At 61.2% G+C, this 26,915-nt stretch carries 28 protein-coding genes and 2 tRNA genes; 13 read left to right on the forward strand and 17 right to left on the reverse strand.

Annotated elements, in window-relative coordinates:
* Window positions 1-5: 5 nt before the first annotated feature.
* The 4 genes from hisD to JF290_RS19560 form a co-directional block, all read right to left on the reverse strand.
* Window positions 6-1,307, reverse strand: a complete 1,302-nt coding sequence (gene hisD, locus JF290_RS12985; protein ID WP_199025318.1) for a histidinol dehydrogenase — start codon at window positions 1,305-1,307, stop codon at window positions 6-8.
* A gap of 108 nt (window positions 1,308-1,415) precedes the next feature.
* Complete coding sequence (locus JF290_RS12990) at window positions 1,416-1,886, reverse strand: DUF2948 family protein (RefSeq protein WP_199025319.1); 471 nt, start codon at window positions 1,884-1,886, stop codon at window positions 1,416-1,418.
* Window positions 1,883-3,154 (reverse strand): UDP-N-acetylglucosamine 1-carboxyvinyltransferase, encoded by a 1,272-nt coding sequence (gene murA / locus JF290_RS12995; RefSeq protein ID WP_199025320.1) that lies wholly within the window; start codon window positions 3,152-3,154, stop codon window positions 1,883-1,885. Before murA ends, JF290_RS12990 begins: the two co-directional genes overlap by 4 nt.
* Window positions 3,123-3,338 carry a hypothetical protein gene (locus JF290_RS19560; protein ID WP_233155324.1) on the reverse strand — a complete coding sequence of 72 codons (216 nt, stop codon included), beginning with the start codon at window positions 3,336-3,338 and terminating at the stop codon, window positions 3,123-3,125. Before JF290_RS19560 ends, murA begins: the two co-directional genes overlap by 32 nt.
* Before the next feature lie 83 nt (window positions 3,339-3,421).
* Between JF290_RS19560 and JF290_RS13000 the strand changes: the two genes are divergently transcribed.
* A tRNA-Thr gene (locus tag JF290_RS13000) sits at window positions 3,422-3,496 on the forward strand.
* Window positions 3,497-3,769: 273 nt separating this feature from the next.
* Here the strand turns inward: JF290_RS13000 and JF290_RS13005 are convergent.
* The 3 genes from JF290_RS13005 to puuE form a co-directional block, all read right to left on the reverse strand.
* The gene (locus JF290_RS13005) at window positions 3,770-5,194 is read right to left on the reverse strand and encodes a uracil-xanthine permease family protein (RefSeq protein ID WP_199025321.1); all 1,425 of its coding nucleotides are present in this window, start codon (window positions 5,192-5,194) and stop codon (window positions 3,770-3,772) included.
* A gap of 418 nt (window positions 5,195-5,612) precedes the next feature.
* On the reverse strand, window positions 5,613-6,098 hold the full coding sequence (locus tag JF290_RS13010) for an ureidoglycolate lyase (RefSeq protein ID WP_199025322.1): 486 nt from the start codon (window positions 6,096-6,098) through the stop codon (window positions 5,613-5,615).
* Window positions 6,095-7,504, reverse strand: coding sequence for an allantoinase PuuE (puuE, locus tag JF290_RS13015; RefSeq protein ID WP_233155328.1), 1,410 nt, complete (start codon window positions 7,502-7,504; stop codon window positions 6,095-6,097). The genes JF290_RS13010 and puuE overlap by 4 nt, the downstream gene beginning before the upstream one ends.
* Window positions 7,505-7,653: 149 nt before the next feature.
* Here puuE and uraH point away from each other — a divergent pair, with 149 nt between their 5' ends.
* Window positions 7,654-8,007, forward strand: a complete 354-nt coding sequence (gene uraH / locus JF290_RS13020) for a hydroxyisourate hydrolase (protein ID WP_199025323.1) — start codon at window positions 7,654-7,656, stop codon at window positions 8,005-8,007.
* Here the strand turns inward: uraH and JF290_RS13025 are convergent.
* Entirely contained in the window at window positions 7,992-8,933 is a 942-nt protein-coding gene (locus JF290_RS13025; RefSeq protein WP_199025324.1) for a LysR family transcriptional regulator, read from the reverse strand. The two genes, uraH and JF290_RS13025, sit on opposite strands and share 16 nt — an antisense overlap.
* Window positions 8,934-9,033: 100 nt before the next feature.
* Here JF290_RS13025 and JF290_RS13030 point away from each other — a divergent pair, with 100 nt between their 5' ends.
* Window positions 9,034-10,269 carry a urate hydroxylase PuuD gene (locus JF290_RS13030; RefSeq protein ID WP_199025325.1) on the forward strand — a complete coding sequence of 412 codons (1,236 nt, stop codon included), beginning with the start codon at window positions 9,034-9,036 and terminating at the stop codon, window positions 10,267-10,269.
* A 154-nt stretch (window positions 10,270-10,423) separates the two neighbouring features.
* On the opposite strand, the gene JF290_RS13035 is transcribed toward JF290_RS13030, so the two are convergent.
* The 7 genes from JF290_RS13035 to JF290_RS13065 all read right to left on the reverse strand — a co-directional run bounded on the left by JF290_RS13035 (window position 10,424) and on the right by JF290_RS13065 (window position 18,301).
* Complete coding sequence (locus JF290_RS13035) at window positions 10,424-10,585, reverse strand: hypothetical protein (protein WP_199025326.1); 162 nt, start codon at window positions 10,583-10,585, stop codon at window positions 10,424-10,426.
* 20 nt (window positions 10,586-10,605) lie between these two features.
* On the reverse strand, window positions 10,606-11,973 hold the full coding sequence (locus JF290_RS13040) for an amidase (RefSeq protein ID WP_199025327.1): 1,368 nt from the start codon (window positions 11,971-11,973) through the stop codon (window positions 10,606-10,608).
* A complete protein-coding gene (locus JF290_RS13045; RefSeq protein ID WP_199025328.1) occupies window positions 11,963-13,381 on the reverse strand; it encodes a TRAP transporter large permease in 1,419 nt (472 codons plus the stop codon). Before JF290_RS13045 ends, JF290_RS13040 begins: the two co-directional genes overlap by 11 nt.
* Window positions 13,378-13,953: a TRAP transporter small permease subunit gene (locus tag JF290_RS13050; protein ID WP_199025329.1), complete on the reverse strand. Its 576-nt coding sequence runs from the start codon at window positions 13,951-13,953 to the stop codon at window positions 13,378-13,380. The genes JF290_RS13045 and JF290_RS13050 overlap by 4 nt, the downstream gene beginning before the upstream one ends.
* A 69-nt stretch (window positions 13,954-14,022) precedes the next feature.
* Window positions 14,023-15,153 carry a TRAP transporter substrate-binding protein gene (locus JF290_RS13055; RefSeq protein ID WP_199025330.1) on the reverse strand — a complete coding sequence of 377 codons (1,131 nt, stop codon included), beginning with the start codon at window positions 15,151-15,153 and terminating at the stop codon, window positions 14,023-14,025.
* An 895-nt stretch (window positions 15,154-16,048) separates the two neighbouring features.
* Window positions 16,049-16,726, reverse strand: coding sequence for a flagellar hook capping FlgD N-terminal domain-containing protein (locus tag JF290_RS13060; protein ID WP_199025331.1), 678 nt, complete (start codon window positions 16,724-16,726; stop codon window positions 16,049-16,051).
* A gap of 3 nt (window positions 16,727-16,729) precedes the next feature.
* Window positions 16,730-18,301, reverse strand: a complete 1,572-nt coding sequence (locus tag JF290_RS13065; RefSeq protein WP_199025332.1) for a flagellar hook-length control protein FliK — start codon at window positions 18,299-18,301, stop codon at window positions 16,730-16,732.
* 110 nt (window positions 18,302-18,411) lie between these two features.
* On the opposite strand from JF290_RS13065, the gene JF290_RS13070 reads away from it, so the two are divergent.
* The 6 genes from JF290_RS13070 (at window position 18,412) to JF290_RS13095 (ending at window position 21,761) form a co-directional block, all read left to right on the forward strand.
* Window positions 18,412-18,699 carry a rod-binding protein gene (locus JF290_RS13070; protein WP_199025333.1) on the forward strand — a complete coding sequence of 96 codons (288 nt, stop codon included), beginning with the start codon at window positions 18,412-18,414 and terminating at the stop codon, window positions 18,697-18,699.
* Entirely contained in the window at window positions 18,689-19,048 is a 360-nt protein-coding gene (locus tag JF290_RS13075) for a flagellar biosynthesis protein FlgN (RefSeq protein ID WP_199025334.1), read from the forward strand. The genes JF290_RS13070 and JF290_RS13075 overlap by 11 nt, the downstream gene beginning before the upstream one ends.
* Before the next feature lie 210 nt (window positions 19,049-19,258).
* Window positions 19,259-20,119: a flagellin N-terminal helical domain-containing protein gene (locus JF290_RS13080; RefSeq protein WP_199025335.1), complete on the forward strand. Its 861-nt coding sequence runs from the start codon at window positions 19,259-19,261 to the stop codon at window positions 20,117-20,119.
* Window positions 20,120-20,186: 67 nt separating this feature from the next.
* The gene (gene flaF, locus JF290_RS13085; protein WP_199025336.1) at window positions 20,187-20,558 is read left to right on the forward strand and encodes a flagellar biosynthesis regulator FlaF; all 372 of its coding nucleotides are present in this window, start codon (window positions 20,187-20,189) and stop codon (window positions 20,556-20,558) included.
* Between the two features lies 1 nt (window position 20,559).
* Window positions 20,560-20,964, forward strand: a complete 405-nt coding sequence (gene flbT / locus JF290_RS13090) for a flagellar biosynthesis repressor FlbT (RefSeq protein ID WP_199025337.1) — start codon at window positions 20,560-20,562, stop codon at window positions 20,962-20,964.
* Entirely contained in the window at window positions 20,961-21,761 is an 801-nt protein-coding gene (locus JF290_RS13095; RefSeq protein ID WP_199025338.1) for a DUF1217 domain-containing protein, read from the forward strand. Before flbT ends, JF290_RS13095 begins: the two co-directional genes overlap by 4 nt.
* 72 nt (window positions 21,762-21,833) lie before the next feature.
* Here the strand turns inward: JF290_RS13095 and JF290_RS13100 are convergent.
* Together JF290_RS13100 and hemE are read right to left on the reverse strand one after the other, a co-directional pair.
* Window positions 21,834-21,910: transfer RNA gene (locus JF290_RS13100), tRNA-Met, on the reverse strand.
* Window positions 21,911-21,982: 72 nt separating this feature from the next.
* Window positions 21,983-23,020 carry a uroporphyrinogen decarboxylase gene (hemE, locus tag JF290_RS13105; protein ID WP_199025339.1) on the reverse strand — a complete coding sequence of 346 codons (1,038 nt, stop codon included), beginning with the start codon at window positions 23,018-23,020 and terminating at the stop codon, window positions 21,983-21,985.
* A gap of 102 nt (window positions 23,021-23,122) precedes the next feature.
* On the opposite strand from hemE, the gene hemC reads away from it, so the two are divergent.
* From hemC to JF290_RS13125, 4 genes are all read left to right on the forward strand, one after another.
* On the forward strand, window positions 23,123-24,088 hold the full coding sequence (hemC, locus tag JF290_RS13110) for a hydroxymethylbilane synthase (RefSeq protein ID WP_199025340.1): 966 nt from the start codon (window positions 23,123-23,125) through the stop codon (window positions 24,086-24,088).
* Window positions 24,089-24,154: 66 nt separating this feature from the next.
* Complete coding sequence (locus JF290_RS13115; protein ID WP_199025341.1) at window positions 24,155-25,099, forward strand: fatty acid desaturase family protein; 945 nt, start codon at window positions 24,155-24,157, stop codon at window positions 25,097-25,099.
* 192 nt (window positions 25,100-25,291) lie between these two features.
* Window positions 25,292-26,530 (forward strand): PQQ-dependent sugar dehydrogenase, encoded by a 1,239-nt coding sequence (locus JF290_RS13120; RefSeq protein ID WP_199025342.1) that lies wholly within the window; start codon window positions 25,292-25,294, stop codon window positions 26,528-26,530.
* A gap of 50 nt (window positions 26,531-26,580) precedes the next feature.
* On the forward strand, window positions 26,581-26,904 hold the full coding sequence (locus tag JF290_RS13125; protein ID WP_199025343.1) for a c-type cytochrome: 324 nt from the start codon (window positions 26,581-26,583) through the stop codon (window positions 26,902-26,904).
* The last annotated feature ends 11 nt before the right edge of the window (window positions 26,905-26,915 follow it).

Below are 26,915 nucleotides of genomic sequence, written 5' to 3' on the forward strand. Positions count from 1 at the left end.
CGTCGTTACCTGTTCAATTTGTCGAGGCGTGCGCGCACCGACAGCCCATGCGCCTCGAGGCTTTCGGACTGCGCGAGACGCTCTGCCGCGGGGCCAATAGCACGCAGCGCATCGGGTGTCATCCGCGCCAGCGTCGTACGCTTTAGGAAATCCATCACCGACAGCCCGGACGAAAACCGCGCCGAGCGCGCCGTGGGCAGCACGTGGTTCGGCCCCCCGACATAGTCCCCGATCGCTTCGGGCGTCCAGGGACCAAGGAAGATCGCCCCGGCATGGATGGTCTTTTCGGCCAGGGCCTCGGGGTCGGCAACGCAGAGTTCGAGGTGTTCCGGCGCGATCCGGTTCGACAGGTCCGCTGCCTCGTCCATGTCGCGCACCGTGATGACCGCGCCGAAATCGCGCCAGCTGGCCCCGGCGATGGCCGCACGCTCGAGCGTTTCCAGCCGCACGTCGACCGCCGCCGCGACCGCCTGCCCGAAACCGGCATCGTCGGTGATCAGCAGCGATTGCGCACTTTCGTCATGCTCGGCCTGGCTCAGCAGGTCGAGCGCGATCCAGTCCGGATCGTTGTCGCTGTCCGCGATGACGAGGATCTCGCTCGGTCCGGCGATCATGTCGATGCCGACCTTGCCGAAGACCCGCCGTTTCGCGGCGGCCACAAAGGCGTTTCCCGGCCCGGTGATCTTGTCGACCGGCGCGATGGTCTCGGTCCCGTAGGCGAGCGCCGCAATGGCCTGCGCGCCGCCGATTCGATAGATCTCGTCGACACCCGCGATCTCGGCTGCCGCCAGAACCAGCGGGTTCACCAGCCCGTCAGGAGTCGGCACCACGATGGCGAGGCGCGCCACGCCCGCGACCTTGGCGGGGATCGCGTTCATCAGGACCGAGGACGGATAGGAAGCGAGCCCGCCGGGTACGTAGAGCCCCGCAGCCGATACCGGTGACCAACGCCAGCCAAGCGTCGCGCCTTCAGGGTCGCACCATTGCGCGTCGTCGGGCATCTGGCGGACGTGATAGGCGCGGATGCGCTCTGCGGCGAGTTCCAGCGCGGCGCGATCCTCTGCCGAGACCTGCGCTACCGCCTTTGCGATTTCCTCTGGCGTGAAGCGCAGACTGTCCTGCGTCAGGTCCAGCCGGTCGAACCGCGCGGTCAGTTCGATCACCGCCGCATCGCCGCGGTTTCTCACGTCGTTGATGATCGCGGCGACCGTCGCATCGACATCCGGGCTATCCTCGCGCTTGGCGTTCATCAGGGTCACGAAGCCCTCCTCGAACGCGGGATCCGTGGTGGCGAGAAAGACGGGCATGGATGTCTCCTGTCGCTTGCGTCCGGGCGATCGCCCGATCACGGGGCGATACCGGGCGTATTCAATATCACTTGGTCATCGTTCGCCCGGCGTGGGCAGGTTGGCAGGTCATTCAGAGTGGTTCGGCACCTTGCGCGACGGCGCGAGGTAGGGGCGCGTCACGTCGCGCAAGGCAACCTCCAGCGCCTCGACCGCAAGGCGGATACCGCCGTCGCCTGCCAGGGTCAGCACGACATGGCCGCTTCCATCCTCACCGGGTTCGAATGTCACGGACAACAGCGACAGGATCACGTCCGGGTCGTCGCGGTCGATACCCTGAGATTGCACCTTGAGCACGTTGTCCACCACGAGAAGCGCCTGCACCCGTTCGGCACCATGTCGGTCGCGGGCACGATCCTCCCAGCGGAACCGGTTCAACAGCAGGCCGAAACGCCGTTGCGCCGGTTTCCAACGCATCTCGGTGATCGGGAACACGGCGTCCTGCGCCAACGCCGAAATCACCTGCAGGTCGTCGCTGTCCAGCGCGGCGAGATTGAGCGGTGTCTCGCGGCCCTCCTCGAATGTTGCGTCGCGTGTCACTTGTTCCGAATCCGTTCGATTTTCGCGCCAACCCCTTCGAGCTTGCGCACCACATGTTCATAGCCGCGGTCCAGATGATAGACCCGACTGACCGTCGTTTCACCGTCGGCGGCAAGTCCGGCCAGGATCAGCGACACGGAGGCCCGAAGATCGGTCGCCATGACGGGGGCGCCCTTCAGTTGCTTGACACCGGTCACCGTTGCCGTGCCTCCATGTACGTCGATCTTGGCACCCATGCGCAACAGCTCGGGCGCGTGCATGAAGCGGTTTTCAAAGATCTTTTCCTCCAGCACCGACACGCCATCAGCGGTGCACAGCAATGCCATCATCTGCGCCTGCAGGTCGGTCGGAAAGCCGGGGAAGGGTTCAGTCGTCACGTCCACCGCCTTGACGTGATCGCCCCGACGCCGCACCGCGAGCCCGGCGTCGGTCTCCCGCACCTCCACGCCGGCCTCGTCGAGCTTGTCGCAAAAGGCACCGACGAGGTCACGGCGCCCTCCGAGCAATTCGACCTCGCCGCCACAGATCGCGGGTGCCAGCATATAGGTTCCGAGCTCGATGCGGTCGGTCACCACCGGATGCGTCGCCCCGTGCAACCGGTCGACGCCCTCGATGGTGATCGTGTCGGTACCGGCGCCCTCGATCCGCGCGCCCATCTTCGTCAGGCAAAGCGCGAGATCGACGATTTCGGGTTCACGCGCAGCATTGGTGATGATGGTCGTGCCGCGTGCCAGCGTCGCCGCCATCAGCGCGTTTTCCGTCGCGCCGACAGAGACCAGTGGAAAGTCGATCCGCCCGCCATGCAGACCGCCGGTGGGCGCCTTGGCATGGACGTAGCCGTCTTTCAGTTCCAGGTCGGCCCCCAGCGCCTCGAGCGCCCTCAGGTGCAGATCGACGGGGCGTGCGCCAATAGCGCAACCGCCGGGTAACGACACGACGGCATGCCCATCACGCGCCAGCATCGGCCCCAGCACAAGGATCGACGCGCGCATCTTGCGCACGATGTCATAGTCGGCGCGGTGGTTGTTCAGATCGTGGCTCGACATCGCCAGCACCTGCCCGTCCTGCAGGCGGCTGACCTCCGCCCCCAACGATTCCAGCAAGTCGGTCATCGTGCGGATGTCGCTCAGCCGAGGCGCGTTGGTCAGGGTCAAAGGTTCGTCGCTGAGCAGCGTCGCGGGCATCAACGTCAAACAGGCGTTCTTGGCCCCCGCAATGGGGATCTGGCCGGCAAGTTCACCGTTGCCGGTCACCACTATCGAATCCATTCGCTCTAGTCCTCGTTCTTGCCGGTTTCGCCGGTTTTTCCTCTGATACCGGCCGCGCCTGCTCGGCCCGTGCTCTGGCTTGCGCCTTGCGACGCGCCAGATTTGCCTTCAACGCCGCTTTGAGCCGATCCTCCCTGTCCGACCCGCGCGACGTATCCGAACCGGAGGTGGTCCCGTCTGCCATGCCCCTCTCTAGCGCACGCGTCAAATAGGGTCCAGATTGCCCTTGCACGATATCTGGATTGAGTCTAATAGCCCGCCCACGGCGCTGCTGTAGCTCAGAGGTAGAGCACTCCCTTGGTAAGGGAGAGGTCGAGAGTTCAATTCTCTCCAGCAGCACCATGAAACACCCCTAAAATTCAGAGTATTGTGCCACTTTACGGCTGGCGCTTTCCGATTGCGTTACCGACGTCCCGGAGAGCATTGCCGATCAATCCTCGGTCGGGAAGAGATCAAAGACGCGGAACGTGCCAAACCGACGCGTTGTCCAGCCGACCTTTTGACAATGACCGGTCGGCTGGAGGGTTATTGATCCAATGGAACACAGAGCAAACGGCGGCAGCCTGACATTGGACGCCACCGCGGGAGGCAGCGGACCCCGCTGCCTCCGCGCCACTACACATGGTCGTCGTGAGCAATCGAGCCGCGGCCGTGGCCGGCCATGCCACCGGAGACTTCTTCTGTCGCTTCGTCCGACAGGGCCTCGGGCAGGACCAGGTTGAGCACGATCGCGATGAGCGCGGCGGGCAGGATGCCCGAGGTCGCGAGGACCTTCACCGTTCCCGGCAGGTGTTGCAGCGCGTCGGGCTCGAGCTGCAGGCCGAGGCCGAGGCTCAACGCGATCGCGAAGATGACCATGTTGCGGCGGTTCCAGTTCACGTCCGACAACATCGAGACACCCGCGGCCACGACCATGCCGAACATCACGATCACACCTCCGCCCAGCACCTCGATCGGGATCGAAGAGATGATGGCGCCGATCTTGGGCACGAGCCCGCAGACGATCAGGAAGAGCGCGCCAATGGTGACGACCGCACGGCTCATCACGCCGGTCATGGCGATCAGGCCAACGTTCTGGCTGAAAGACGTGTTCGGCAGGGCGCCGAAGAGCCCCGAGATCGCGGTGCCGATCCCGTCAGCGTAGGTTGCTCCCTGGATCTCCTTGTCGGTGGCCTCGCGGCCCGCGCCACCCTTGGTGATCCCCGATACGTCGCCGACGGTTTCAACCGCCGACACAAAGGACATGGCACAGAAGCCGATGATCGCCGCCGCGGAAAACTCGAGCCCGAAATGCAGCGGGTTCGGCAGGGCGAAGGGCGCGGCACGACCGACGTTCGCGAGACTGACCTGACCCAAGGCGAAGGCAACCGCGTAGCCGACCAACAGGCCGATCAGGACCGCGGACACCGACAACATGCCACGGGCGAAGAACTTCAATCCCAGCGTCACCACAATCACCGTCACTGCCATGAACCAGTTGAGCGCCGAGCCGTATTCCTCTGTTCCGATGGCCGGGACTCCTCCAGCGGCATACTGGACGCCGACCTTGACCAGCGCGAGGCCGATCATCGTCACGACAAGCCCGGTCACCAGCGGCGGCAATGCAAAGCGCAGCTTGCCGATGAAGAGCCCGAGGAAGGTATGGAAGAGACCGCCCACAAGGATGCCGCCCATGAGAACGGCGATCGCGTCCACCCCTTTGCCGGCCACCAGCGGGATCATGATCGGGATGAAGGCGAAGCTTGTGCCCTGCACGATCGGCAGTCGTGCACCCACCGGGCCGAAACCGATCGACTGGAACAGGGTGGCGATGCCGGCAAAGAACATCGACATCTGGATCATGTAGATCATCTGGGGAGAGTCGGGACTGTTCGAGCCAAAGCCGAAGCCGGCGGCGCCGCAGACGATGATGGCCGGTGTGACGTTCGAGACGAACATCGCCAAGACGTGCTGGATACCAAGGGGAATCGCCTTGGCGATCGGCGGCGTATAGTTCGGATCGCGGAGCTGCTCCGGCGTTCCGATGGATGAATCGGTCATGTGTTTCTCCCCGGTGTTGAAGAATGAGGCGATTTGGGTTGAAGAAGCCCCGTTTCGTTGAGTATCCGGCCCGCCCGTCGAATGAGAACCGGACCGCACGTGACGCATCGATGTTTTGCGCCTGTATGCCGGATGCTTGTGCAAAGTGGCATCACCATGCGAGGCAGCGCCAATTCAAATGGCAAACTCGGTATTTCATCTTGGGACCGTCACAGTGGTCGCTACAAGAGTCCAAAACATCCGCAGCCTCCATGTCGAAAAGTCCAACTGCCGGGAGTGTGGCACAGTCCTCACTGCGTGGGAGCGCGGATTCTGCCTGAAGGTCTTTCAAACAATTTCTGAGAGTGGTGTTTATTTTCAGAAAAACCGGCACAGTCCTTATGGATATGACTGTCCTGCTGCCGGTCTTGGCAATACATCAGTCCTGAACGAGAAAGGGCGTTTCGAACCAGTGCTCTTCCAGGTTCGCCCCTTCGCCGATGCGGTCGATCACGGCAAAAAGGCCGGGACTCGACAGCGGGGCGAGTACGCCGTGCCAGATGCCACGGTGATAGTTCACCCCCTGCCCCGGCTCGGTCCGGAAGGCGACGGGACGGCCCGGTTTCCCGGTCTCGTCGGGTGCGACCACGACCAGGAACGGCTCGAGGCTCATCGGCAGAAACGCCTGACTGCCGTCAGGGTGACGCTCGACCATGTCGAGCGCGAGCGGCAGATTGCGTGGTTCTGCACTGAACACGCTGATCCCCGCCCGCCCGTCGCCGAAGTCGAGCTTTGCGCGGTCATGGTAGCGGCCGCAGAGCCCGGCATTGATTATCCTGTCGGGATCGCCCGTGGCGTCGAGCACGTCTCCATAGGGGGCAAAGGCTTCGGCTGTCAGGGGCCGGATCGTGATGATCTCGCTCATTCTGCGAACTTCTCCTGCAGGCGCAGCTCGGCGATACGTTCGACCTGCCGGCAGGCTTCCGCGAACTCCGTCTCGCGGTCGTTCTCGATCCGCCGCTTGAACGCCGCCATGATCGAAGCTTTCGTATTGTCCCGCACCGCGATGATGAAGGGAAATCCGAACTTGCCGGTGTACGTCTCGTTCAGCTTTGTGAAGGTCGCGCGTTCCTCGTCAGTCAGCATGTCGAGCCCGGCGCCGGCCTGCTCGGCAGTGCTTTCGCGCGTCAATCGTCCGGCAGCAGCCAATTTGCCGGCGAGATCCGGATGCGCAGTCAGGACGCCCAGACGCTTGTCTTCGGGCGCCGACCGGAACATCCGCGCCAGAGCATTGTGAACGCCCGCAGCGGAGTCGTGGGTCGGCCCCAGGTCTAGGTCGAAGGCGGCTTCGGCAATCCAGGGGCTGTGTTCGAAGATGCCGCCGAACTCTGCAACGAAGGACTGCTTGTCCATGCTGGACGGGGTGAGGCCGCGTTTGGGGGGATGCGTCTTTGCCCAGTGATCGGCGATCTGTTCGCGCGTCGCGAACCACACCCCTTCGTGCTGCCGGAAATGATCCAGCGCGCGCTTGAGCGCCATGGCCCTGCCCGGGCGTCCGATCAGGCGGCAATGAAGCCCGATCGAAAGTACCTTTGGTGCGCCCGCTTGCCCTTCGTCGTAGAGCATGTCGAAGCTGTCCTTGAGATAGCTTTCAAACTGGTGGCCATTGGTATAGCCGGCCTGAATTGCGAAGCGCATGTCGTTGCAATCCATCGTATACGGCACGATCAGCTGGTCTTTGCCCCCCGCCTTGATCCAATAGGGCAGATCGTCGGCGTAGCTGTCGGCGATGTAGGCCAGATCACACTCTTCCGCAGCGAGCTCGATGGTGTTTATCGAACAGCGGCCGGTGTACCAGCCGCGCGGGGGCGCCCCGACCACTTCGGTGTGAAGGCGGATCGCCTCGCGGATCTGGGCGCGTTCCTCCTCGACACTCATGTCCTTGTGCTCGATCCATTTCAGGCCATGGCTGGCGATTTCCCAGCCGGCACGCTTCATGGCGGCAAGTTGCTGGGGGGCCCGTGCCAGCGCGGTCGCAACCCCGTAGACGGTGATCGGCAAGTCTTTCAGCAGGCGATGCACTCGCCAGAACCCGGCACGGCTGCCATACTCGTAGATCGATTCCATGTTCCAATGCCGCTGGCCCGGCCAGGGCGCGGCGCCGGTGATCTCGGAGAGGAAGGCCTCGGAGGCAGCATCCCCGTGCAGGATGTTGTTCTCGCCGCCCTCCTCGTAATTCAGAACGATCTGGACGGCGATCTTCGCTCCGTTCGGCCAGTTCGCCGCCGGCACATTTTCACCGTAGCCGGTCATGTCTCTCGGATAGCGCATTGCGTCATGGTCCTCCTGCTTCGGCCCTGCATAAACCATAAAATCACCTCTGGTTTTCAAAAAAACCGGAAAGCAGCTTCTGATAGAGCGGCTTTGTCTGCTGTGCTGCGTCGGCGTAAGAATGATCAATAACAGAGAAGGTTTGCAAAATGACTGGCTATCTTACGACACATGTTCTCGACACTGCACGCGGCTGCCCAGCCGAGGGCTTGAAGATCGAGCTGTTCCGGATCGACGGCAGCGATCGCACCCTGCTCAAGACGCTGGTCACGAATGATGACGGCCGCACCGACGAACAGATCCTTCCGGCCAAGGAATTCGCGATTGGAGACTACGAGCTGGTGTTTCACGCTGGCGCGTATCTCGATGCAAGCGGCACTCCGCCCGAAACGCCACGGTTCCTGAACGTGATTCCAATCCGTTTCGGCATGTCCGAGCAATCGCATTACCACGTGCCGCTGCTGCTCTCACCGTTCGGGTACTCGACCTATCGCGGCAGTTGAGCCGTTCGGCCCGCCTCGCCCGTAGTCCTTATGGTCGATGCAATGCGTTCAATCATGAATTCCATGAACAGGCGGGTTTTCGGGTCCTGCCTGCGGCGATGCGTGAACAGGCAGGCCATCTGGATCGGTTCGGGCGGCGTTTCTCGGGCCACCGGAACAAGTTCGCCGCGCGTCAACTGATCCGCGATTTCGAACACCGGCTTCATCGCGACGCCATGCCCAGCCAGCGCCCAATCCGTCAGGACATCGCCATCGTCGGACTCATACCGCCCGGAAACCCGGAAGCGTTTTGGCCCTTCGGCGGTGGTCAGCAGCCACTGAAACTCCGTCGCGCCCGGAAAGCGCAGGTTGAGACATTCATGCCCGTCCGCGACCAGCTCGATACCGCTCTTCGGCATCCCTCGCCGTTCGATATAGGCCGGTGAGGCGCAAAGAATTCGATCGACGTCTGCGATCTTGCGAATACGAAGGTTGCTGTCCTCCGGCTGGCCGAGGAAAAACGCGAGATCCAGACCCTCGGTAGTGAGATCAACCTTGCGGTCCGTAAGTCTGAGCCGGACGTTGACCTCCGGATAGTCCGCGAGGAAGTCCGGCACCTGCGGCGCGATCAGCCTCCGCCCCACCCCGAGCGGCGCCGCCACATAGAGCGATCCTCGGGGATTCTCGGTTATGTCGACGATCTGCGCCTCGGCGCTCTCCACCGCCTCGAGGATGTCATTGGCCCCGCGATAGAAGGACTTGCCCTGTTCGGTGGGCGTCAGGCTGCGCGTGGTACGCTGAAACAGGCGCACGCCCAGATGCTCCTCAAGTTGCGAGATTCGCGACGACGTGACCGCCGGCGAGATTCGCAGATCACGCCCCGCGGCGGACATGCTGCCCAACTCGTATACGCGAACGAAGGTGCGGATGTTGTCGAGATAGGACATTATTCCGAAATTTTTGATGCTGCTTGGCGTTTGCCAGCAATACCAGAATAAACCAGTCTCGCCTAGACTGGTCGAAACGTCGAATCTTTGGAGGGCAACCATGTATGATCTGGCAATTCTATGGGACTGGATCGCCTTTTCGGTGCGTTGGCTTCACGTGATCACCGCAATGGCCTGGATCGGAGCCTCGTTCTATTTCATCGCACTGGACCTGATGCTGAAACCCAACCCGGCCCTGCCCGAGGGTGCTTATGGCGAGGAATGGGAGGTCCATGGCGGCGGCTTTTATCACACGGTCAAGTATCTCGTCGCGCCCGCGCGGATGCCGGAACACCTGACGTGGCACAAATGGCAGAGCTATTCGACCTGGCTCTCTGGTGCGGCGCTATTGATGATCATCTATTGGGTGGGCGGCGAACTTTACCTGATCGACCCGACCAAGGCCGATCTGGCGTTGTGGCAGGGCATCCTGATTTCCGCTGGATCGCTGACAATCGGCTGGCTGGCCTATGATGCCATGTGCAAGTCGCGGCTGAGCGATCACCCGACCGCCCTGATGCTGCTGTTGTTCATCATCCTGGTGGTGATGTCCTGGGGCTACAACCAGATCTTCACCGGCCGGGCCGCGCTGCTGCATCTGGGTGCGTTCACCGCGACGATCATGACAGCGAACGTGTTCTTCCAGATCATGCCGAACCAGCGCATCGTGGTCGCGGACCTCAAGGCCGGACGGACGCCGGATGCGAAATACGGCAAGATCGCCAAGGTGCGTTCGACCCACAACAACTATCTGACCCTGCCGGTCGTCTTCCTGATGCTGTCCAACCATTACCCTTTGGCGTTCGCCACTGCATATTCCTGGATCATCGCCAGCCTGATCTTCCTGACCGGGGTCACGATCCGGCACTATTTCAACACCATGCACAAGACAGGAAAAGGGCCGCATTGGACCTGGGCCGTCACCGTGCTGCTGATGATCGTGATCGCCTGGCTGTCGACCGTTCCGGGGGGCGACAGCTACGAGGAAGCCGAGGCGCGTCCACTTACTTCCTATGAGGAAAGATATGCGTCCGCCGAAAGTTTCGAGGATGCCTATTACGCGGTGGTGGGGAATTGTTCGATGTGCCACGCGCGCGAACCTTCATGGGAGGGTTTGCACTGGGCGCCCAAGAACGTGGTGCTCGAGACGGAAAGCGATGTCGCGCGCCACGCCGACCAGATCTATCTGCAGGCCGGGCTGAGCCATGCGATGCCGCCCCCCAACGCAATCCAGATGGACCAGGAAGCCCGCGCGTCGATCGTTGCTTGGGTCCGCGAGGTTCGCGACTCCGATTGATCGGATCCGAACAGATGGACTGAGCCATCGAGAGGCTCCGCGCGGCCGAGAGATCGCCGCAACCGACCACCTAAAGACTATCCGCACCTCATTCCGGCTTACTCCGCATTTGTTGCGAGGTCATGGGCATCGTCGCCGGTTCGCGGAGCATCCCCTAGCCGCGCGGTTTGCCGCTGGAGGTCACGAAATCATAGGCGACCATCGCGATCGTCAAGGTCGCGACCACGATCAGATCCGGGCTTGGCACTTCGATGACCAGTACCAGCACAAAGGCAGCAAGCGCGAGAAAGGCGATCAGGGCGAGCAAGCGATTCATATCAGGTTCCCCGTTTCATGTCAGTCATCGGCCCAGTTATGGAGCCATTGCGCCGTGCGCAGCAATCGGGCGTCCTCACCGCGAGCGGCTACCAGTTGCACACCCATCGGCAGGCCATTTTGGGCAGCCAGTATCGGGACTGTGACCGCAGGCGTTCCGCAAAGAGTCCACAAGCCGTTGAAGATGGCGCTGCCGGTCGATCCGATCCCTTCGGGCGCGGGCCCCGGCGCAGCGGAGCAGAGGATCGCATCGCACCGCTCAAAGATCGCGTCGAGGCCGGCATTTAGAACCCTCGGCCAATCCAACGCTGCGAGATAGTCGCGGGCCAGAAGCGCGTTTCCACGTTCAAGCGCGTCGCGAGTCTCTTCACCCAATTGGTCTGCACCGTCGCGCGCATAGCGATAATAGCAACGCGACATCTCGGCGAAGTTGATGCATTCCCGCTGCGCGGCGGCTTCTCCGAAAACCTCCGGCAACTCCACCTCGAAGACTTGGTCTCCCAACGCGTCGGCGAGTTCCGCAAAGGCATCGCGGAGCTGCAAGTCAGCCGTATCCCAACCCGGTGGGCGCACGAGGGCGAAGACCGGTGCCAGCGGCGGCTTCGCACTCGCCGTTTCGAGCAGCCGCGGGAACGGGGCGAGGCGTGTGGCGCTGTCCGTTTCGTCGTGGCCGTACAGAACCTCGGCGAGCATCGCCGCCCCGCGCGGGTCGCTGGCGAAAACGCCGATCGTGTCCAGCGACGGCGACTGCATCAGGACGCCGCGGCGCGGGATCGCTCCGAAGCTGGGCTTGAAACCGGTCACACCACAAAAAGACGCCGGACGGATGACCGATCCGCCGGTCTGCGTGCCGATGGCGAGCGGCACCATGCCGTCCGCCACCGCCGCGGCCGAGCCCGAGGACGAACCGCCAGGCGTGTGATCGGGATCGTGCGGGTTCCGGGTCTTGCCCGGGTGCATGAAGGCCAGTTCGGTGGTGACGGTCTTGCCCATGATCACCGCACCGGCCTGGCGCAGGCGTTCGATCACGAAGGCATCTCGCGGCGGAACCCGTCCAGCGTCCAGCGCACAGCCGTTCTCAGTTGGGATCTTCGCCGTGTCGATGATGTCCTTCACCCCCACTGGCAAGCCGTGCAGCGGACCGATGGCGCGCCCCGACGCCCGGTGCGCATCCAGTTGCCGCGCCTGAGCGCGCGCGAAATCGAAATCGATCCAGGCCCAAGCGCCCACGGTCTCCTCGCGCGCTTCGATCCGGGCGATGCAGATTTCGACCAGTTCTACCGCGCTGAGCGCACCGGACGCGATGCGATCCCGCAGATCGACCGCGCCGATGCCCGCCACGCCGGCATGCGGCTGCGGTCGTTTGCGTGCGGACAGGTCACTTACCATAGAACAGCTCTGGCAGATAGAACACGATCTGCGGGAAGACGTACATCAACACCATAGACAGGATCACGCAGAACAGGAACGGCATCACCCCCGCGAAGATCTGCGTCAGCCGCACTTCCGGTGGCGCGATCCCCTTCAGGTAGTAGGCCGACATTGCCATCGGTGGAGTCAGGAAGCTGGTCTGCAGGTTCAAGGCCACGAGGATGCCGAAGAACAGCGGGTCGATTTCAAAGAACTTCAGCAACGGCAAAAAGATCGGCACGAAGATGATGATGATCTCGGACCATTCCAGCGGCCAGCCGAGCAGGAAGATGATGATCTGCGCCATGATCAGGAACTGGATCGGGGTCAGGTTCAGACCTTGCACGAATTCCGAGATGACGTGCTCGCCCCCGAGATAGGAGAAGACCGCCGAGAACGTGTAAGATCCGACGAAAAGCCAACAGACCATCGCAGTCGTGCGCACCGTCAGATAGACGCTTTCCCGCAGCCTCTGCCATGTCATCGCACGATAGACCACGGCCAGCAGCATACCACCCAAAGCACCGATCGACGCGGCCTCGGTCGGGGTCGCGAGACCGAACAGGATCGAGCCAAGCACGGCGAGGATCAGGAAGGCGAGTGGCAGGAATGAGGTCACCACCATAAGGAACAGCTTGCCCTTCGGGATGTCGGGCACTTCCTCGTCCGTGGGGCGCGGTGCCGAGGAGGGCTGCAGGATCGACCGCCCGATCACATAGATCAGGTACAGCCCGACGAGAGTCAGCCCCGGAAGCAACGCGCCGGCATACAGACGCACGATCGACACGTTGGACGCAGCCGCGTAGACGATCAGCATGATCGAGGGCGGGATCAGGATCCCGAGCGTGCCCCCGGCGCAAATGATGCCGCTGGCGAAGGAGGGATCATATCGCGCCTTCAGCATCGCCGGCAGGGCCAACAGCCCCATCAAGGTCACGACCGCACCGACGATGCCGGTGGCGGTGGCGAAGAGCGCGCAGGTGATCAGGGCCGCGACCCCCATTGACCCGGGGATGTTCTTTGACGCGATATTCAGCGTCGTGAACAGGCGATCGACGATATTGGCGCGCTCGACGATATAGCCCATGAACAGGAACAGCGGCACGGCCGTCAGAACCTCGTTCGACATCACCGTGAAGGTCTGGTTCACGAACAGGTCGAATATTCGGTTGTTGAAGAACCCCTCTATCCAGGTGGTCCATTGCTCCCATGTGCCGGCCGTCTCCTCGAGCCGGTCAAACGACCGCCACATGCGGCGCGCGTCGAAATAGGCGTAGTAGCCAAAGCCGATGCCCATGGCCATCAGCGTGAAAGCGATCGGGAAGCCGAGAAACACGAAGACGATGAACAGCCCCAGCATCATCAGGGCAATCTGTGGATCCGTCATGACCGATCACCCTTGCTGGCCTGCTCCATCAGCAGGTGCTCTGTTTCGAGCACGTCCTCTTCGGCGACAAGCCAGTGGTTCGTTTGGATCGCGATGATGCAGCGCATGACCTGTGCGATCCCCTGAATGAACAGCAGGATGCCGGCCGCAACGATCACCGCCTTGAACTGGTAGATCGGCACACCGGCGGGGCTGTTGACCGACACCTCACCGTATTGCCAGGAACGGGCAGCGTATTTCCAGCCTGCGAAAATTAGAGCCGTGACGCCCGGAAAGAAGAAGAGAATGTAAAGCACCAGGTCGACAGCGCCCTGGGTGCGCGGTTTCCACAGGCGGTAGATGAAATCACCGCGCACATGCCCGCCGCGCGACAGCGTGTAGGCGCCACCCATCATGAAGAGCGTCCCGTACATGATAAAGGAAACGTCCAGCGCCCAGGCTGTCGGGCTGTTCAACACGTAGCGCACGAACACCTCGTAGCCGGTTCCAACGGACATGAGGATGATGAGCCAGGCGAACGCCTTGCCGAACCACGCGGACAGATTGTCCGCGAAGCGGATGAAACCGACCATGGTCTTCCCTTCGGTTGTCAATGAAACCCCGGCGCCAAGGCGCCGGGGTGCGATTCAGATTGCGGCGGATCAGAGCTTCAGCTTGCCGGGGAAGTAGTGCTCGTAGGCAAGCGTGTAGTCCGGTGCGTTCATGATCTCGTAGAAGGTCACCTGTTCCACCCAGGCGCGCTGGCTATCCAACGTCTTCTTCATGAACGGGTCCTGTTCCAGTTCTGGGATCAGTTGGTCCCAGGCTTTGACCTGCGCGTCGAGTATGTCCTTGGACGTACGGTGCACGGTCACACCGGCCTCGTCCTGAAGCCATTGCAGGTCTGCCGAATAGCGCCGCATCGCCTTGGCCGTGTTTGCCGTCGATGCCGCTTCGACACCGTGCACGAGGATCGCGCGCAGATCGGGGTCTAGATCCTCCATGGTCAGCTTGTTGAACAGGAATTCGAAGCTCTCGGAGGCCTGGTGGTAAGAGGACAGGTAATAGTTCTTGGCGACGTCATGCGCGCCGAAGTCCTTGTCCGACGACGGGTTGTTGAATTCGAACGCGTCGATCACACCACGCTCCATCGCCGGGACGATCTCGCCGCCGGGCAATTGTGCCACCGACATGCCCATCAGCTGCAGAAGGTCCGCCGCGAGGCCGACCGTGCGGTACTTGAAGCCATTAAGGTCGGCGGCGGTGTTGACCTCCCCCTTGAACCAGCCGAACGGCTGCGCGAACATCGGGAAGCCCATGTAGCCTTCGACGTCCAGCCCCATGATGTCCTGGGTCAGTTCGCGATAGAGCTCGGCGCCACCGCCCTCGTAGAACCAGCTCAGCATCGTCGTGGCCGAACCGCCGAAAACCGGCCCGGTGCCGAAAAGCGACGCCGCCTTGTTCTTGCCGTACCAATAGACCGGAACCGAATGGGCCGCGTCGAGCAGGCCGTCATTGACCGCGTCCAGCACCTGGAAGGCCGCAACGACGGCGCCTGCGGGCAACAGGTCGATCTTCAACCGCCCCCCGGACATCGCTTCGACCCGGTTCACGTAGTCCTGCGCGAACTCCTGCCAGATGTTGGAAGCGGACCACGAGGTCTGCATTTTCAGAACGATCGGGGATTGCGCCAGAACGGCCGGGGCTGCAAGCGAACTGCCAGCAACGGCTCCGCCCGCCAGAACCGACTTCTTCAGAAACGATCGGCGGCCTATTGCCTTGTCTTTGGTCATCATTATTCCTCCCTAGATGACAATTCCTGTAGTGCTCCCCACGGGCCCGATGCCTTTCGGGTGCGTCACACCGTCGAAATGGTGCGTTCGTGCCCGGCGCTTTAATCGCGCCGATCTCTGCGAGATAACGCAAGTTGACTCACCGTTGCGGTGTGCCAGCACGCGCGTCGCCCTTTCCCCTGATAGTCGCAAGGATTTCGTGACTTTCCGATCTCAAGGCTGGACTGCCCCGGGCATTGTCCAACAGAGCCATCTTTGCACAGCATCTGCTGAAATGCTGGTGTCACTCGATTTCAGCTTCTGGAAATCCCCCCGGCTTTCGCTCCTTGAACTCAAAATGTCCGAACTCCTGTCCTTTGGTCAAGCCCCCGTCTGCCAAACAGGAATGTAAACATGTTCCGGACCTCGCTCGCGAACTGCGGCAGCGAATCAACGTGCTCGAACCAAGGTTCAAATTCTTCTCGCATTGAGTTGCGGCGTTAGGCTCTACGCAAACGAAGCTCACAGAACGGCCTTTTCGGCCTGCTCGATTGGCCATCTGCCTTCGTCAACTCGGGTCTCTTCCCAACCAAGCCAGCCTTCGCATCGACGAAATCAGTGTTTTCTCGTGGCACACAAGACGAATTGATCGGCACAGACCTGCCTGACACTCAACTCAGGAAATCCGCTTCTTCGGAGCTGTTAGGCTGCGGCCACCCAAGAATTCCGGTGCCGTTGGTGGGATTTTTCACAAAGCCTCACTGTTCGGCGCACAGCCTCGTTTCCAATAGTTCCCTAGTATCGCGAGCCATCGGTTCAGGTATCGACGCAATCCGATCGAAGCCTGTTTGTCGCTTCCCGAGTTTACCCAATGCCACGGCAAGAAAGGCGGATCGCCTGCGTCCCGGTTCGATCCTCAGGGATTCCGGAGCGCAGACACGGCATTGGCCGGGACCGTCACGCCACCCTGCATGACGAGAACGACGGAGTTACCTTGCGTCTGGGCTTCGGTGATGCGCCCGTAGACCTCGGTCGCTCCGGATGGAACCGGCTGTCCATCGCTCAGGCTTTCCACTTCGAAGCTGTAGATGCCGTTTGCGAACGGCGCGCCACCGTCGTCGACGCCGGCCCATTGAACCGAATCGTTGGCAATCGAAATCGCTTGCCGCTGGACTTCCTGTCCGTCCGAATTCTTGACCACGAGGAAGGCCTGGTCCGCGGTCTTGGCCGGGTTGGGAGATATCGTGATCGGCGTTCCATCGAAGTACATTGGAGACTCGGCACGCGCCTCCATGCCGACCCAACCGGCCAAGGATGCCATGTTCGATGTCGCCATTTGATCGAGTAGCGCCGTCAAGGTGTCGTTGCTCTGGACTTGTTGTTCGACCATAGAGAACTGCGCGAGCTGCGCGGCGTATTCCGTTGAATCAATGGGTTCCAGCGGATCTTGATGTCTTGCTTGGGCCGTCAGCATTTTCAGGAAGGTCTCGAAGTCCGATGCGAGCCCCTTGGTGTTTTGTTGGGTGGACGTCGCAGTCGCATTGGATTGGCCAGGCGATGAAGCGCTTGCGGCCACGGGATTGATCGTGTTCATTGATTACAACCTCAGATCGAGCCCGGTCGAGGCCAGGCGATAAGCTTTCGGCGTGCGTGCCGATTCTACAGCGTCGTGATCGGGACGAGTGTCCGAAGGGGACGAGTCGGACGCGCCGTCCCGACCAGCGGACTCACCCTGGAATTCGAACGACATGTTTTCGTACCCGAGGCTTTGGAATTCCTGTGCGAGCTGATCGATATTGCGTCGCATCAATTCCTGTGTTTCGGGTCGCTCCGCCGTGATGACGACTGTCATGCCGGTTTCCGAAGTCGAGAGCGCCATTCGGACACGTCCCAGTTCCTTCGGATCGAGCGAGATATCGACGGATTGACCTGGCTGCCGGACCAGAACCTCGACTGCGTTCGCCGCGGCATTTCGCACAACCTCCGGCCGAATCGCAGAAAAATCGATTTGCGGCGCAGCCGGCTGCATCATCGTCATATCCGAACGCGGCAGGACGTGCAGGATGGACTCCCCATCCAGCGTTTGGACCTGCAGTCCGAGCCCGCCCGCTTCCCCTGTCGCCAGCGCTTGCCGAGCGGTCATGTCCGCGAGTGACGATATTCGGTCCCGTTCGATCGTTACCGGCTGGATCGAAGTGAGAGCGCTCGAATTCGAGACAGCCGTCAGATTGACAGGGCTCGCCAAGTCCAATGAGGGAATTTCTTTCCGTGCATGGCCCTTGGGATTCTCCCTGTCGACACCCGGCACCAAGAGCATCGGCTCGGTCACACCGGCTGAGGCGACGCGTGGCGAATTCGCAGAAGACGTCTTTATTCCGATATCCGCTTCGAAAACCGATTTCGACGGACGAAACTCACTGTGGGTTTTATCATTTTCGGGCGCCTCCAACGGACTGCTTGCAACCGCGACGACGGGCGTCTGGAGACCATTGTGATTTCTCATTTCACTGGCCGAACGAGCTGCATTTTCCTTACTCTCAGTCGGCGACACAAAGTGACCCTCTGTTTCCCGTTGCGGTTCGGGCAACGAAACATTCGCACTGACAATTTCGACGCTCGGTTCGAACCCGGGCTGGAGAGAAACGTCCGTCATGGCGACGGTTTGATGCTGCGATATTGCGCCGCTCTTTTCAGTGCGCGCGACGTCCGGGCTTCGTGTGGACTCTACTTTGTCGGTTCGAACCTGTGACGCAACGCGTTCTATAGCTTGTTGCGGCCCCTTTTCCGGCTGACGCGTGGCGGAAGAGTTTACATCTGTTCTTCCCTCTTGCGGCACCCCAGTGTCCGGAAGGGGCCATTCGATCAGATCGTCTGTTTCCTCCGGGTCGGTCTTTCTCTCCAACCGCAGCGAATCATCGCTTTCCTCTTCGGCATCTTCGGAGACATCCGGCTCGGCTTCCGCAACTTGAGGGTCACCGATCGTAGTCGGCATCTCCACCGCTTCGCCCGACGTTGAAACTTGTGCAAACACGCTGCCGAAGGTCGCCGCCGCTTTGGGCGCCGACTTGTCCGAACCGCTTACCCAGCCATGACCCGTCTTAAGACTACCTGTTGAGGCAGCAGGCTGGCCCTTGACCGACATGAGCGGATGTATCGATTCTGTCTGCATGATGCCCCGGATGTTCTATCTCGATAGGCCAACCCTCGGTCACAGCGGTTACGTTTATTTTAACCGGATTGCCTTCAGGATCAGAAAATTGACGCAATTTGAGGCAAGTGATGACGAGTTCGATTTCCACGATTTCGCAGAGCAAGGTTCCAGCGACGCAAGCTCTGGACGCTCCTCTGCGCAAGGCCGCGATGGATCTTGAAGCCGCGTTTCTCGCGGAAATGCTCAAATCCGCCGGACTTGGAAAAAGCCGTGACTCGATGGGTGGAGGTGTCGGTGAGGACCAGTTCTCTTCACTGCTCATACGTGCCCAAGCAGATCAAATGGCGCAGTCCGGAGGTATCGGACTTGCGGAATCCCTATTCGAAGCCCTGAAGGAGGCAAACCATGAAAGATGAAACGTCGCACGGCCTGATCGAAGCACTCGACCAACTTCTCGATCGGGAAAGAAAGGCCCTGCTCTCAGGTGATCTGGAAGAGATCGGTCACCTGATGCCCGCCAAGGAGGACCTGGTGCATCGATTGAACGATCTGAACACGCATCAGGGCGAACACCTCGCTCTGGTGCATGAGAAAGTGACACGGAATCAGGCGTTGCTTGGCAGCGCGCTGGACGGAATTCGGGCAGTTGCGAACCGCATGGCCGACTTACGGAAGGTTCGTGCGGGTCTCGAAGTGTACGATCGGACCGGTCACAAGACAAACTTCTCCACTTCGACGCTTCCCAGTGTCGAGAAGCGCGCTTGAAGCAGGTTTTGAGTCAAATCGGAACTAAGCCACTTGGCAGGTTTAGGACTCCATTAGCAACTCTGCATGCATCGTGATCAGGCACTTCAATGATGAGGTGGCGCGTTGCCGATCAGGTCGGTGATCGCACAGGTCAGAAAGACGTTTGGTCCGCCTTTAAAGGCGGAATGTACTGGGGTGAAACAGCCCCGAGGCTAAAGGAAAAGTGCTATGTCCAGCATTCTGACAAACAACAGCGCAATGGTCGCATTGCAAACCCTCAAGGGGATCAACTCCAACCTGGCAAAGACGCAGGACCAGATCGCGACCGGCAAGGACGTATCCAGCGCCAAGGACGGATCTGCCATCTGGGCAATCTCGAAAGTGATGGAATCCGACGTCGCCGGCTTCAACGCGGTTTCGGACAGCCTGTCCATCGGCGAGTCGACCGTCGCGGTGGCTTCGGCCGGTGCCGAACAGATCGTCAAGGTTTTGGAAGACATGAAAGAACTGGCGATTTCCGGTAACACGGAAACCGCGGATTTCGCCAAGATCGAAGCCGAAATGGCCGAGAAGGAGGCTCAGATCCTCTCGATCATCGAGGCGTCGCAGTTCAACGGTGTCAATCTTCTGAAAACCGACGTTGACGGCAACGGTGGCACACAGCTTACCGTCGTTTCGTCTCTCGATCGGGCCCCCGGCAGTACCGCTGCTGCACCGACGGCCCCGACCGTTGCGACGATCGATGTGGCGACGGCGGACTTCGAGGCTGATCTGGATGTCGCGGGTCGGACCGGAATTACCGACGCGGCCACTGCAGCAACGGCCCTGGGTGAACTGGAAGGGTTTCTTCAGACCGCAATCGAAGGAGCTGCAAGCCTTGGTGCATCCAGCAAGCGGATTTCGGATCAGAACGAGTTCGTCGGCAAACTGACGGACGCCATGAAATCCGGTATCGGCACACTGGTCGATGCCGACATGGAAGAGGCGTCCGCGCGGCTTCAAGCGCTGCAGACACAGCAGCAGCTCGGTGTGCAAGCGCTTTCGATTGCGAACCAGGCACCACAGACCATCTTGTCGCTGTTCCGCTAATGCAAATGGCCGGGGCGACATTCGCCCCGGCCACACGTTGTTCCCTTTCAGAATGTGAGGACATGACTTGAACGCTCTTTCCCAAGCAAGGCGAGCTTACTCGGCGGCATCCGCGCCCACCAGAACCAGCCGCGGAACGGAATACGAAGCCGTGGCGCGAATTACCGCGCGGATGCGGACAGCCCACTCTCAAGGCGCGTCAGGTTTTGCGGCCCTTGCCGAAGCGCTTCACGAGAACCGGAAGCTCTGGAAGATTTTCGCGACCGACGTCGCAGATCCCGGCAACAGATTGCCGCAGGACTTGCGCGCAAGGCTTTTCTACCTCGCAGAATTCACGACACATCATACCAGCAAGGTGCTTGCCCGCCGAGCGACCGTCGAACCACTACTGGAAATCAATACCGCCATCTTGCGCGGTCTGCGCAGCGGGGCGAAGTGACATGGGCGGTCTTGTTCTCAAGCTATCTCCAAAGGAACGGGTCCTGATCAATGGGGCAGTGATCGAAAATGGCGACCGCAGGAGTCGGCTGTCGATCGTTTCCCCCGACGCGAACATCTTGCGCTTGAGGGACGCCATCCATCCGAATGAGGCAAACACGCCCGTTCGACGCGTCTGCTATGCCGCGCAACTGATCCTGACCGGCGATGCCGATCCTGACGCCGCGCGGTTCTCCTTGCTGCGAAGCATCGAGGAACTCAGCCAGGTGTTCAGAGATTCTGACAGTCGAAGGTGCCTCGCGGAAGCGACCTCGTCACTGATCAACGATGAGCACTACAAGTGCCTCAAATCACTGCGCAGCCTTCTTCCAAGAGAAGAAAGACTGCTTGCGGCGAGACCGTCATGACCTTCCAACCTGTCATACCTGCAGTCGGTTTGTCAGGTTGGCGCTTCCTCCAACGCACCTATGACGACCAGCTATCGGCCTTTTCCAAGTCTCCTAAACTCGAACGCGATTCCGACTACTTCAAGGAAAAGATCGCAACGATTCAATCCGCCGAGGATCTCGTTCGCGACCGAAGACTGTTGGGAGTTGCGTTGGGTGCTTTTGGGCTGCAGGCGGATATCGACAATCGCTACTTCATCCAGAAAATTCTCCAGGATGGCACCGAGAGCGACGATGCGTTGGCCAACCGCTTGACTGACAAGAGGTACAAGGAAATGAGTGAAGCATTCGGGTTTGGCCCGGGCGCAACTTCCAAGACGACGAACGCCCTTGCAATGGCCGAGATCGCGGCGCGCAACAAAGTGCAAGAATTCGAGATTTCCGTTGGCAATCAGGACGACTCGATGCGTATTGCGCTCTATGCGCAACGAGAACTGGCGGAATTGGCAGGATCAGACAAAAGCGAAGATGCCAAGTGGTTTACTCTGATGGGTCTCCCCCCCTTGAGAACCATGTTCGAAACAGCGCTGGGACTTCCCAAGTCGTTCGGACAGATAGACATCGACCAACAACTAGACGTGTTTCGTGACAAGATACGCGGTGTCATCGGCGAGGACACCGTCACTCAATTCAACGACGCGGAAGCCTTGGAACGCATAACGACACTGTATCTTGCAAGATCCCAGATCGAGAATCTGAACGCATCGACTTCCGCGGGGGCGAATGCGTTGACGTTATTGCGGGCGGCTGGCAAGTAGGAGATCGAAATTCCGGTCGGGAACCCGCGCCTCATCGTGCTGAACTTGTACCGTTTTTTTTACTAGGTAATTTGGTAGCGGAGGAGGGACTTGAACCCCCGACACGCGGATTATGATTCCGCTGCTCTAACCAGCTGAGCTACTCCGCCACAAGCGCCTCGGCAATTAGGCCAGCCATTCACGGGCGTCAAGAGGCCAATTTCAGATTTCTTGAGGACGCGTCATCGGCTCTCGCGCACGGTGTCGATCATGAGTTGCACGTTGTCCGGATCGGCGTCCGGGGTGATCCCGTGTCCAAGATTGAACACATGCGGCCCGCCAGAGAACGCGCGCACGATCGCTCGGGTTTCATCGATCAGCGCCTGGCCGCCGGTCACCATATGCGCGGACGCGAGGTTTCCCTGCACACAGCCGTCGATCTGAACATTGGCCGCTGCCCAATCCGGGTCGACCGAGTTGTCGAGTGCCACGCAATCGACTCCGGTCGCCTTTGCGAATCCGACATACTTCTCACCCGCCTCGCGCGGGAACCCGATCACCGGCACATCCGGGTGCCGCGTCTTCAGCGCCGCGGTGATTTCCCGGCATGGTGCCAGAGCGTATCTGTCGAACGCCTCTCCCTTGAGCGAGCCCGCCCAACTGTCGAAAATCTTTACGGTCTCAGCCCCGGCTTCGATCTGCATCGAAAGGTAATCAATCGTCGCTTCGGTGATGCGTGAAAGAAGCGCCTCGAACAGCGCCGTGTTCTCGTCACGCAAGGCATGCGCCGGCGCCTGATCCGGTGTTCCGCGCCCGGCGATCATGTAGGTCGCGACGGTCCACGGCGCGCCAGCGAAGCCGATGAGCGCGGTTTCGGACGGGAGGGCCTCCGACAGGTTCCGCACGGTTTGATAGATCGGGGCCAGCGTGTCATGGATGGCATCCGCCGGTTTCAACGCATCGAAATCAGCCTGTGTCGTCACGGTCGACAGGCGCGGCCCCTCGCCTGTGACGAACCAGAGATCGGCGCCAAGCGCCTGCGGTACCAGAAGGATGTCCGCAAACAGAATCGCCGCGTCGAACCCGTAGCGGCGGATCGGCTGCAGCGTGACCTCTGTCGCGAGATCGCTGTTGTAGCAAAGCGACAGGAAATCCCCGGCCTGTTCGCGGGTCGCGCGGTACTCGGGCAGATAGCGGCCAGCCTGGCGCATCATCCAGATCGGCGGCACCACCTGGGTTTCCCCGGCCAGCGCCCGCATCAGTTTCTTGGTTCCGGACATCTTCGCCCCCCGCATGCCGTGTGCGACATGGGTCCGGGTTGGACCGGAAATTGTCAACCCCGAGTGGTTGTAAGGGCAATATGACGCGACTAAAGAGATGACATGAGTATCGCCCTCCCCTCCCCCGCCTCGCCGCTGAAGATCGGCACCCGTGGTTCGCCGCTCGCGCTGGCGCAGGCGCATGAAACCCGCGACCGGCTGGCGCGGGCCTTCGATCTGCCGCCCGAAGCGTTCGAGATCGTGGTCATCAAGACCACGGGCGACAACCGGGCAATGATCGATGCTGACCGCCCGCTGAAAGAGATCGGCAACAAGGGCCTGTTCACAAAGGAGATCGAGGAGGCACTGCTCTCGGGCGGAATCGACATCGCCGTGCATTCGATGAAGGATATGCCCGTGGCGCAGCCCGCGGGCTTGTTGCTGGATACCTACCTGCCCCGCGAGGACACACGGGACGCTTTTGTCTCGCCGCGTGCGACCGCGCTGACGGACTTGGCAGAAGGCGCGGTGGTCGGCACGTCCAGCCTGCGGCGCAAGGCCCAGCTTTTGAACCGGCGGCCCGACCTGCGGGTGGTGGAATTCCGCGGCAACGTGCAGACTCGGCTCAAGAAGCTGGCGGATGGCGTCGCCGAATGCACCTTCCTGGCGATGGCGGGGCTGAACCGACTGGGGCGCGACGATGTCCCCGCCACCCCGATCGCCGATACCGACATGCTGCCGGCGGTCGCGCAGGGCGCGATCGGCATCGAACGGCGCGGCGACGACAGCCGCGCGGCAGACATGCTGGCGGCCATCCACGACCGGCAGACCGGAGAGCGGCTGGCCGCCGAGCGTGCTTTCCTGGCCGCACTCGACGGATCCTGCGAGACCCCGATCGCCGGATTGGCGACTCTGGATGAAGGCCGCCTGTATCTGCGCGGCGAAGTCCTGCGGCCTGACGGATCGGAATCGATCACGGACAGTGGCGAGTGCGCGATCGAGGATGGCGCGGCCTTGGGCGCGGAGATGGCCAGACGCCTGCTGGCGCAGGCAGGGCCCGGGTTCTTCGACTGGCACGGCTCCAAGTGACGCTGCGCTTCGGTTGACACCGTGTGGAGCGTTTTGCCACCTTCGTGACGCATGAGGGAGTAGGGCATGACACCGGGGAAGGAATACCTGAGTTCGGACGAAATCCGTCCTTTGGCCGAACGGTCCGACCTGATGGGTGCATGGCTGGTCCTGCATTGCTGGGGCACGATCGCAGCCGCCGTGGCGCTCTTTGGCTTCTGGCCCAACCTGCTGACCTTTGCGCTGGCGGTCATGGTGATCGGGTCGCGCCAGCTGGGGCTCGCCATCCTCATGCACGAGGCCGCACACAACGCATTGTTCCGCAACCGCAAGGCCAATGACATCGTCGGAGAATGGCTGTGCGGACGCCCGATCCTCGCCGAGCTGTCCGCCTATCGCCACTATCACCTGACGCACCACCGGTTCACCCAGACCGAGAAAGACCCCGACCTTGTCCTGTCGTCGAAATTCCCGACATCGCGCGCCTCGCTGAAGCGCAAGTTTACCCGTGACCTGACCGGCCAGACCGGGGTCAGGCAATTGGCAGCGCAGATCATGATGTCGGTGCGCCTTGCCGGGGATCATGATGCGGTCGACGCAGCGGCCAGTGACTTCGCACAGGCCTTCAAGGCGCGCGACCTGTTCAAATCGCTCCCTGTCTTCCTCGGGATAATCGCGCTCATGGGGCTGATCGGAGATTGGTGGTGGGGGCTCGCATTCTGGTTGCTGCCTTACCTGACGTGGTTCCAGTTCGTCCTGCGGGTGCGCAACATCGCCGAGCACGGCGCGACGGAACAGTCCGAAGACCCGCTCAGAAACGTACGCACCACCCTCGCCGGTCCTGTGGCGCGGCTTCTGGTGGCGCCCTATTGGGTGAATTATCACCTCGAACATCACATGGTGATGCACGTGCCCTGCTGGCGTCTCAAGGAAATGCACAGGCGCCTGCTGGACAAGGGGCTCGCGAACAGGATGCGGATCGCCCCATCCTACTGGCATGCCTTGGGCGAAGCGGGTTGGCGAAAGGCCTGATCCACGCGGAATCGGCGGATATCCGCCTATTGCCACTTTCGGATTATTTTCCAACGCGAGCTTCCCGCTGAACGTGTGAGCGACGTAGCGGAGTCGTTTCCGATGTGATTAGCTGCGTTGGCCGGCCTCGTCGGAATTCCCGAAGACAGGGATACGCCGAGCACGGGCCTGCACATCGATTGGGAGGATACCATGAAAGCATTTACGACGGCGGCGGCCTTCTGCGCGCTGCTCACCGCGCCCGCCTTGGCGCAGAGCAACCTCGAGAAACTCGGAGCGTTCAAGGTCACCGGGACCAAGGAACACACGATCATCGACCAGAACAGCAGCGCTGCCGAGTCGATCCGCGAGGTTCTGCAGGGAATCACGCTACCGGAAGGGTTCAAGATCGAACTCTACGCTCTTGTGCCTGACGCACGGCACATGGCAATGGCGCCGCAGGGCACCGTTCTATTCGTCGGAACCAAGAAATCCAAGGTATGGGCGGTGCTAGACCGCGACCGCGACCGGGTGGCCGACGAAGTAAAGGACTTCGCCCCGTCGCTTGAAATGGACGTGCCCAACGGCGTCGCGTTCTCCAAGGACGGTTTCCTGTTCATCGCCGAACGCAACCGCGTGATGATGTATCCGGCGGCGGAGTTCTTCCATGAAAGCCCCGACGTGGTGGCGGTTCCGATCGTGCCTCAGGGCGAACTGATCCCACCGGAAGAGGAAAGCTACAACCACACCGCACGAGTCATAAAGATCGGGCCGGACGACAAGCTCTACATCTCTCTGGGGCAGCCGTTCAACGTGGCCCCACCCGAAAAGCTGGATCTCTACAACGAGGTGGGCATCGGTGGAATCATCCGCATGAACCGCGATGGGACGGGGCGCGAGGTCTATACCTACGGCGTGCGCAATTCGGTCGGTCATGATTTCCACCCCGTGACGGGCGAGCTGTGGTGGACCGACAACCAGGTCGACGGCATGGGCGACGACATCCCGCCGGGCGAGATCAACCGCCAGACCGCGCAAGGACAGCATTTCGGCCATCCCTGGTATGGGGGCGGATCGGTTCGCACCACCGAGTACGCCGGCGAGGAAGTCCCGGTCGAGGTGGTCATGCCTGCCGTCGAAACAGTGGCGCATGCCGCAGACCTGGGCATGTCGTTCTACACCGGAAACATGTTCCCGGAGAAATACAAGAACGCGATCTTCTCCGCCCAACATGGCTCGTGGAACCGGACCGAACCTGTCGGCGCGCGTGTGATGGTGACCTTCATCGATGACGAGGGCAACGCCACGACAGAACCCTTTGCCGAGGGCTGGCTGGACGAGAACGGTGAATATGACGGCCGCCCCGTCGACGTGATCCAGATGAAAGACGGCTCGCTGCTGGTGTCTGACGACTTCGCCAACGCGATCTATCGGATCAGCTATTCTGAATGACCCATGTCCGGCGGGTCGTCCGAGGCCCGCCGTTCAACACAGGAGCGGGTATGAAGAACCCTCTTTTCCTCGCGCTCTCGCTGTGCCTTGCGGCAGGCGGTGCTGCACAGGCCGCCGATGCCGAGAATGGACGCAAGCTCGCGCGCCAGTGCTCCGTTTGCCACGGCAAGCTCGGCCTCGCGACCGATCCGGAAGTTCCGAACCTCGCGGGGCAATCCGCCTATTACCTCGAAAAGAGCCTTGTCGCGTTTCAGAAAGGGTTGCGCGAGGACCGGCGCATGACCCTGATCGCGGAACCTCTCACTCTGTCGGAAATCCGCGATCTGTCAGCTTGGTATGCCTCACTCAAGGTGACGGTCGCGGAACCGGAATGACCTTGCATGCC

It is taken from the genome of Sedimentitalea arenosa, assembly GCF_016428585.1.
In the GTDB taxonomy this organism is placed as follows: Bacteria; Pseudomonadota; Alphaproteobacteria; order Rhodobacterales; family Rhodobacteraceae; genus Sedimentitalea; species Sedimentitalea arenosa.

Bases quoted from the DNA above. Each gene is read 5' to 3' on its own strand.
- JF290_RS13125 (WP_199025343.1), top strand. From the start codon at position 26,581: ATGAAGAACCCTCTTTTCCTCGCGCTCTCGCTGTGCCTTGCGGCAGGC.
- puuE (WP_233155328.1), bottom strand. From the start codon at position 7,504: ATGCGCTATCCGAGAGACATGACCGGCTACGGTGAAAATGTGCCGGCG.
- JF290_RS13060 (WP_199025331.1), bottom strand. From the start codon at position 16,726: ATGAACACGATCAATCCCGTGGCCGCAAGCGCTTCATCGCCTGGCCAA.
- JF290_RS13040 (WP_199025327.1), bottom strand. From the start codon at position 11,973: ATGGTAAGTGACCTGTCCGCACGCAAACGACCGCAGCCGCATGCCGGC.
- hemE (WP_199025339.1), bottom strand. From the start codon at position 23,020: ATGTCCGGAACCAAGAAACTGATGCGGGCGCTGGCCGGGGAAACCCAG.
- JF290_RS13095 (WP_199025338.1), top strand. From the start codon at position 20,961: ATGACCTTCCAACCTGTCATACCTGCAGTCGGTTTGTCAGGTTGGCGC.
- murA (WP_199025320.1), bottom strand. From the start codon at position 3,154: ATGGATTCGATAGTGGTGACCGGCAACGGTGAACTTGCCGGCCAGATC.
- JF290_RS13055 (WP_199025330.1), bottom strand. From the start codon at position 15,153: ATGACCAAAGACAAGGCAATAGGCCGCCGATCGTTTCTGAAGAAGTCG.
- JF290_RS13010 (WP_199025322.1), bottom strand. From the start codon at position 6,098: ATGAGCGAGATCATCACGATCCGGCCCCTGACAGCCGAAGCCTTTGCC.
- JF290_RS13120 (WP_199025342.1), top strand. From the start codon at position 25,292: ATGAAAGCATTTACGACGGCGGCGGCCTTCTGCGCGCTGCTCACCGCG.
- JF290_RS13025 (WP_199025324.1), bottom strand. From the start codon at position 8,933: ATGTCCTATCTCGACAACATCCGCACCTTCGTTCGCGTATACGAGTTG.
- JF290_RS13045 (WP_199025328.1), bottom strand. From the start codon at position 13,381: ATGACGGATCCACAGATTGCCCTGATGATGCTGGGGCTGTTCATCGTC.
- JF290_RS13080 (WP_199025335.1), top strand. From the start codon at position 19,259: ATGTCCAGCATTCTGACAAACAACAGCGCAATGGTCGCATTGCAAACC.
- JF290_RS13005 (WP_199025321.1), bottom strand. From the start codon at position 5,194: ATGACCGATTCATCCATCGGAACGCCGGAGCAGCTCCGCGATCCGAAC.
- JF290_RS13075 (WP_199025334.1), top strand. From the start codon at position 18,689: ATGAAAGATGAAACGTCGCACGGCCTGATCGAAGCACTCGACCAACTT.
- flbT (WP_199025337.1), top strand. From the start codon at position 20,560: ATGGGCGGTCTTGTTCTCAAGCTATCTCCAAAGGAACGGGTCCTGATC.
- JF290_RS13030 (WP_199025325.1), top strand. From the start codon at position 9,034: ATGTATGATCTGGCAATTCTATGGGACTGGATCGCCTTTTCGGTGCGT.
- JF290_RS13115 (WP_199025341.1), top strand. From the start codon at position 24,155: ATGACACCGGGGAAGGAATACCTGAGTTCGGACGAAATCCGTCCTTTG.
- JF290_RS13050 (WP_199025329.1), bottom strand. From the start codon at position 13,953: ATGGTCGGTTTCATCCGCTTCGCGGACAATCTGTCCGCGTGGTTCGGC.
- JF290_RS13035 (WP_199025326.1), bottom strand. From the start codon at position 10,585: ATGAATCGCTTGCTCGCCCTGATCGCCTTTCTCGCGCTTGCTGCCTTT.
- JF290_RS13070 (WP_199025333.1), top strand. From the start codon at position 18,412: ATGACGAGTTCGATTTCCACGATTTCGCAGAGCAAGGTTCCAGCGACG.
- hemC (WP_199025340.1), top strand. From the start codon at position 23,123: ATGAGTATCGCCCTCCCCTCCCCCGCCTCGCCGCTGAAGATCGGCACC.
- hisD (WP_199025318.1), bottom strand. From the start codon at position 1,307: ATGCCCGTCTTTCTCGCCACCACGGATCCCGCGTTCGAGGAGGGCTTC.
- JF290_RS13065 (WP_199025332.1), bottom strand. From the start codon at position 18,301: ATGCAGACAGAATCGATACATCCGCTCATGTCGGTCAAGGGCCAGCCT.
- JF290_RS19560 (WP_233155324.1), bottom strand. From the start codon at position 3,338: ATGGCAGACGGGACCACCTCCGGTTCGGATACGTCGCGCGGGTCGGAC.
- uraH (WP_199025323.1), top strand. From the start codon at position 7,654: ATGACTGGCTATCTTACGACACATGTTCTCGACACTGCACGCGGCTGC.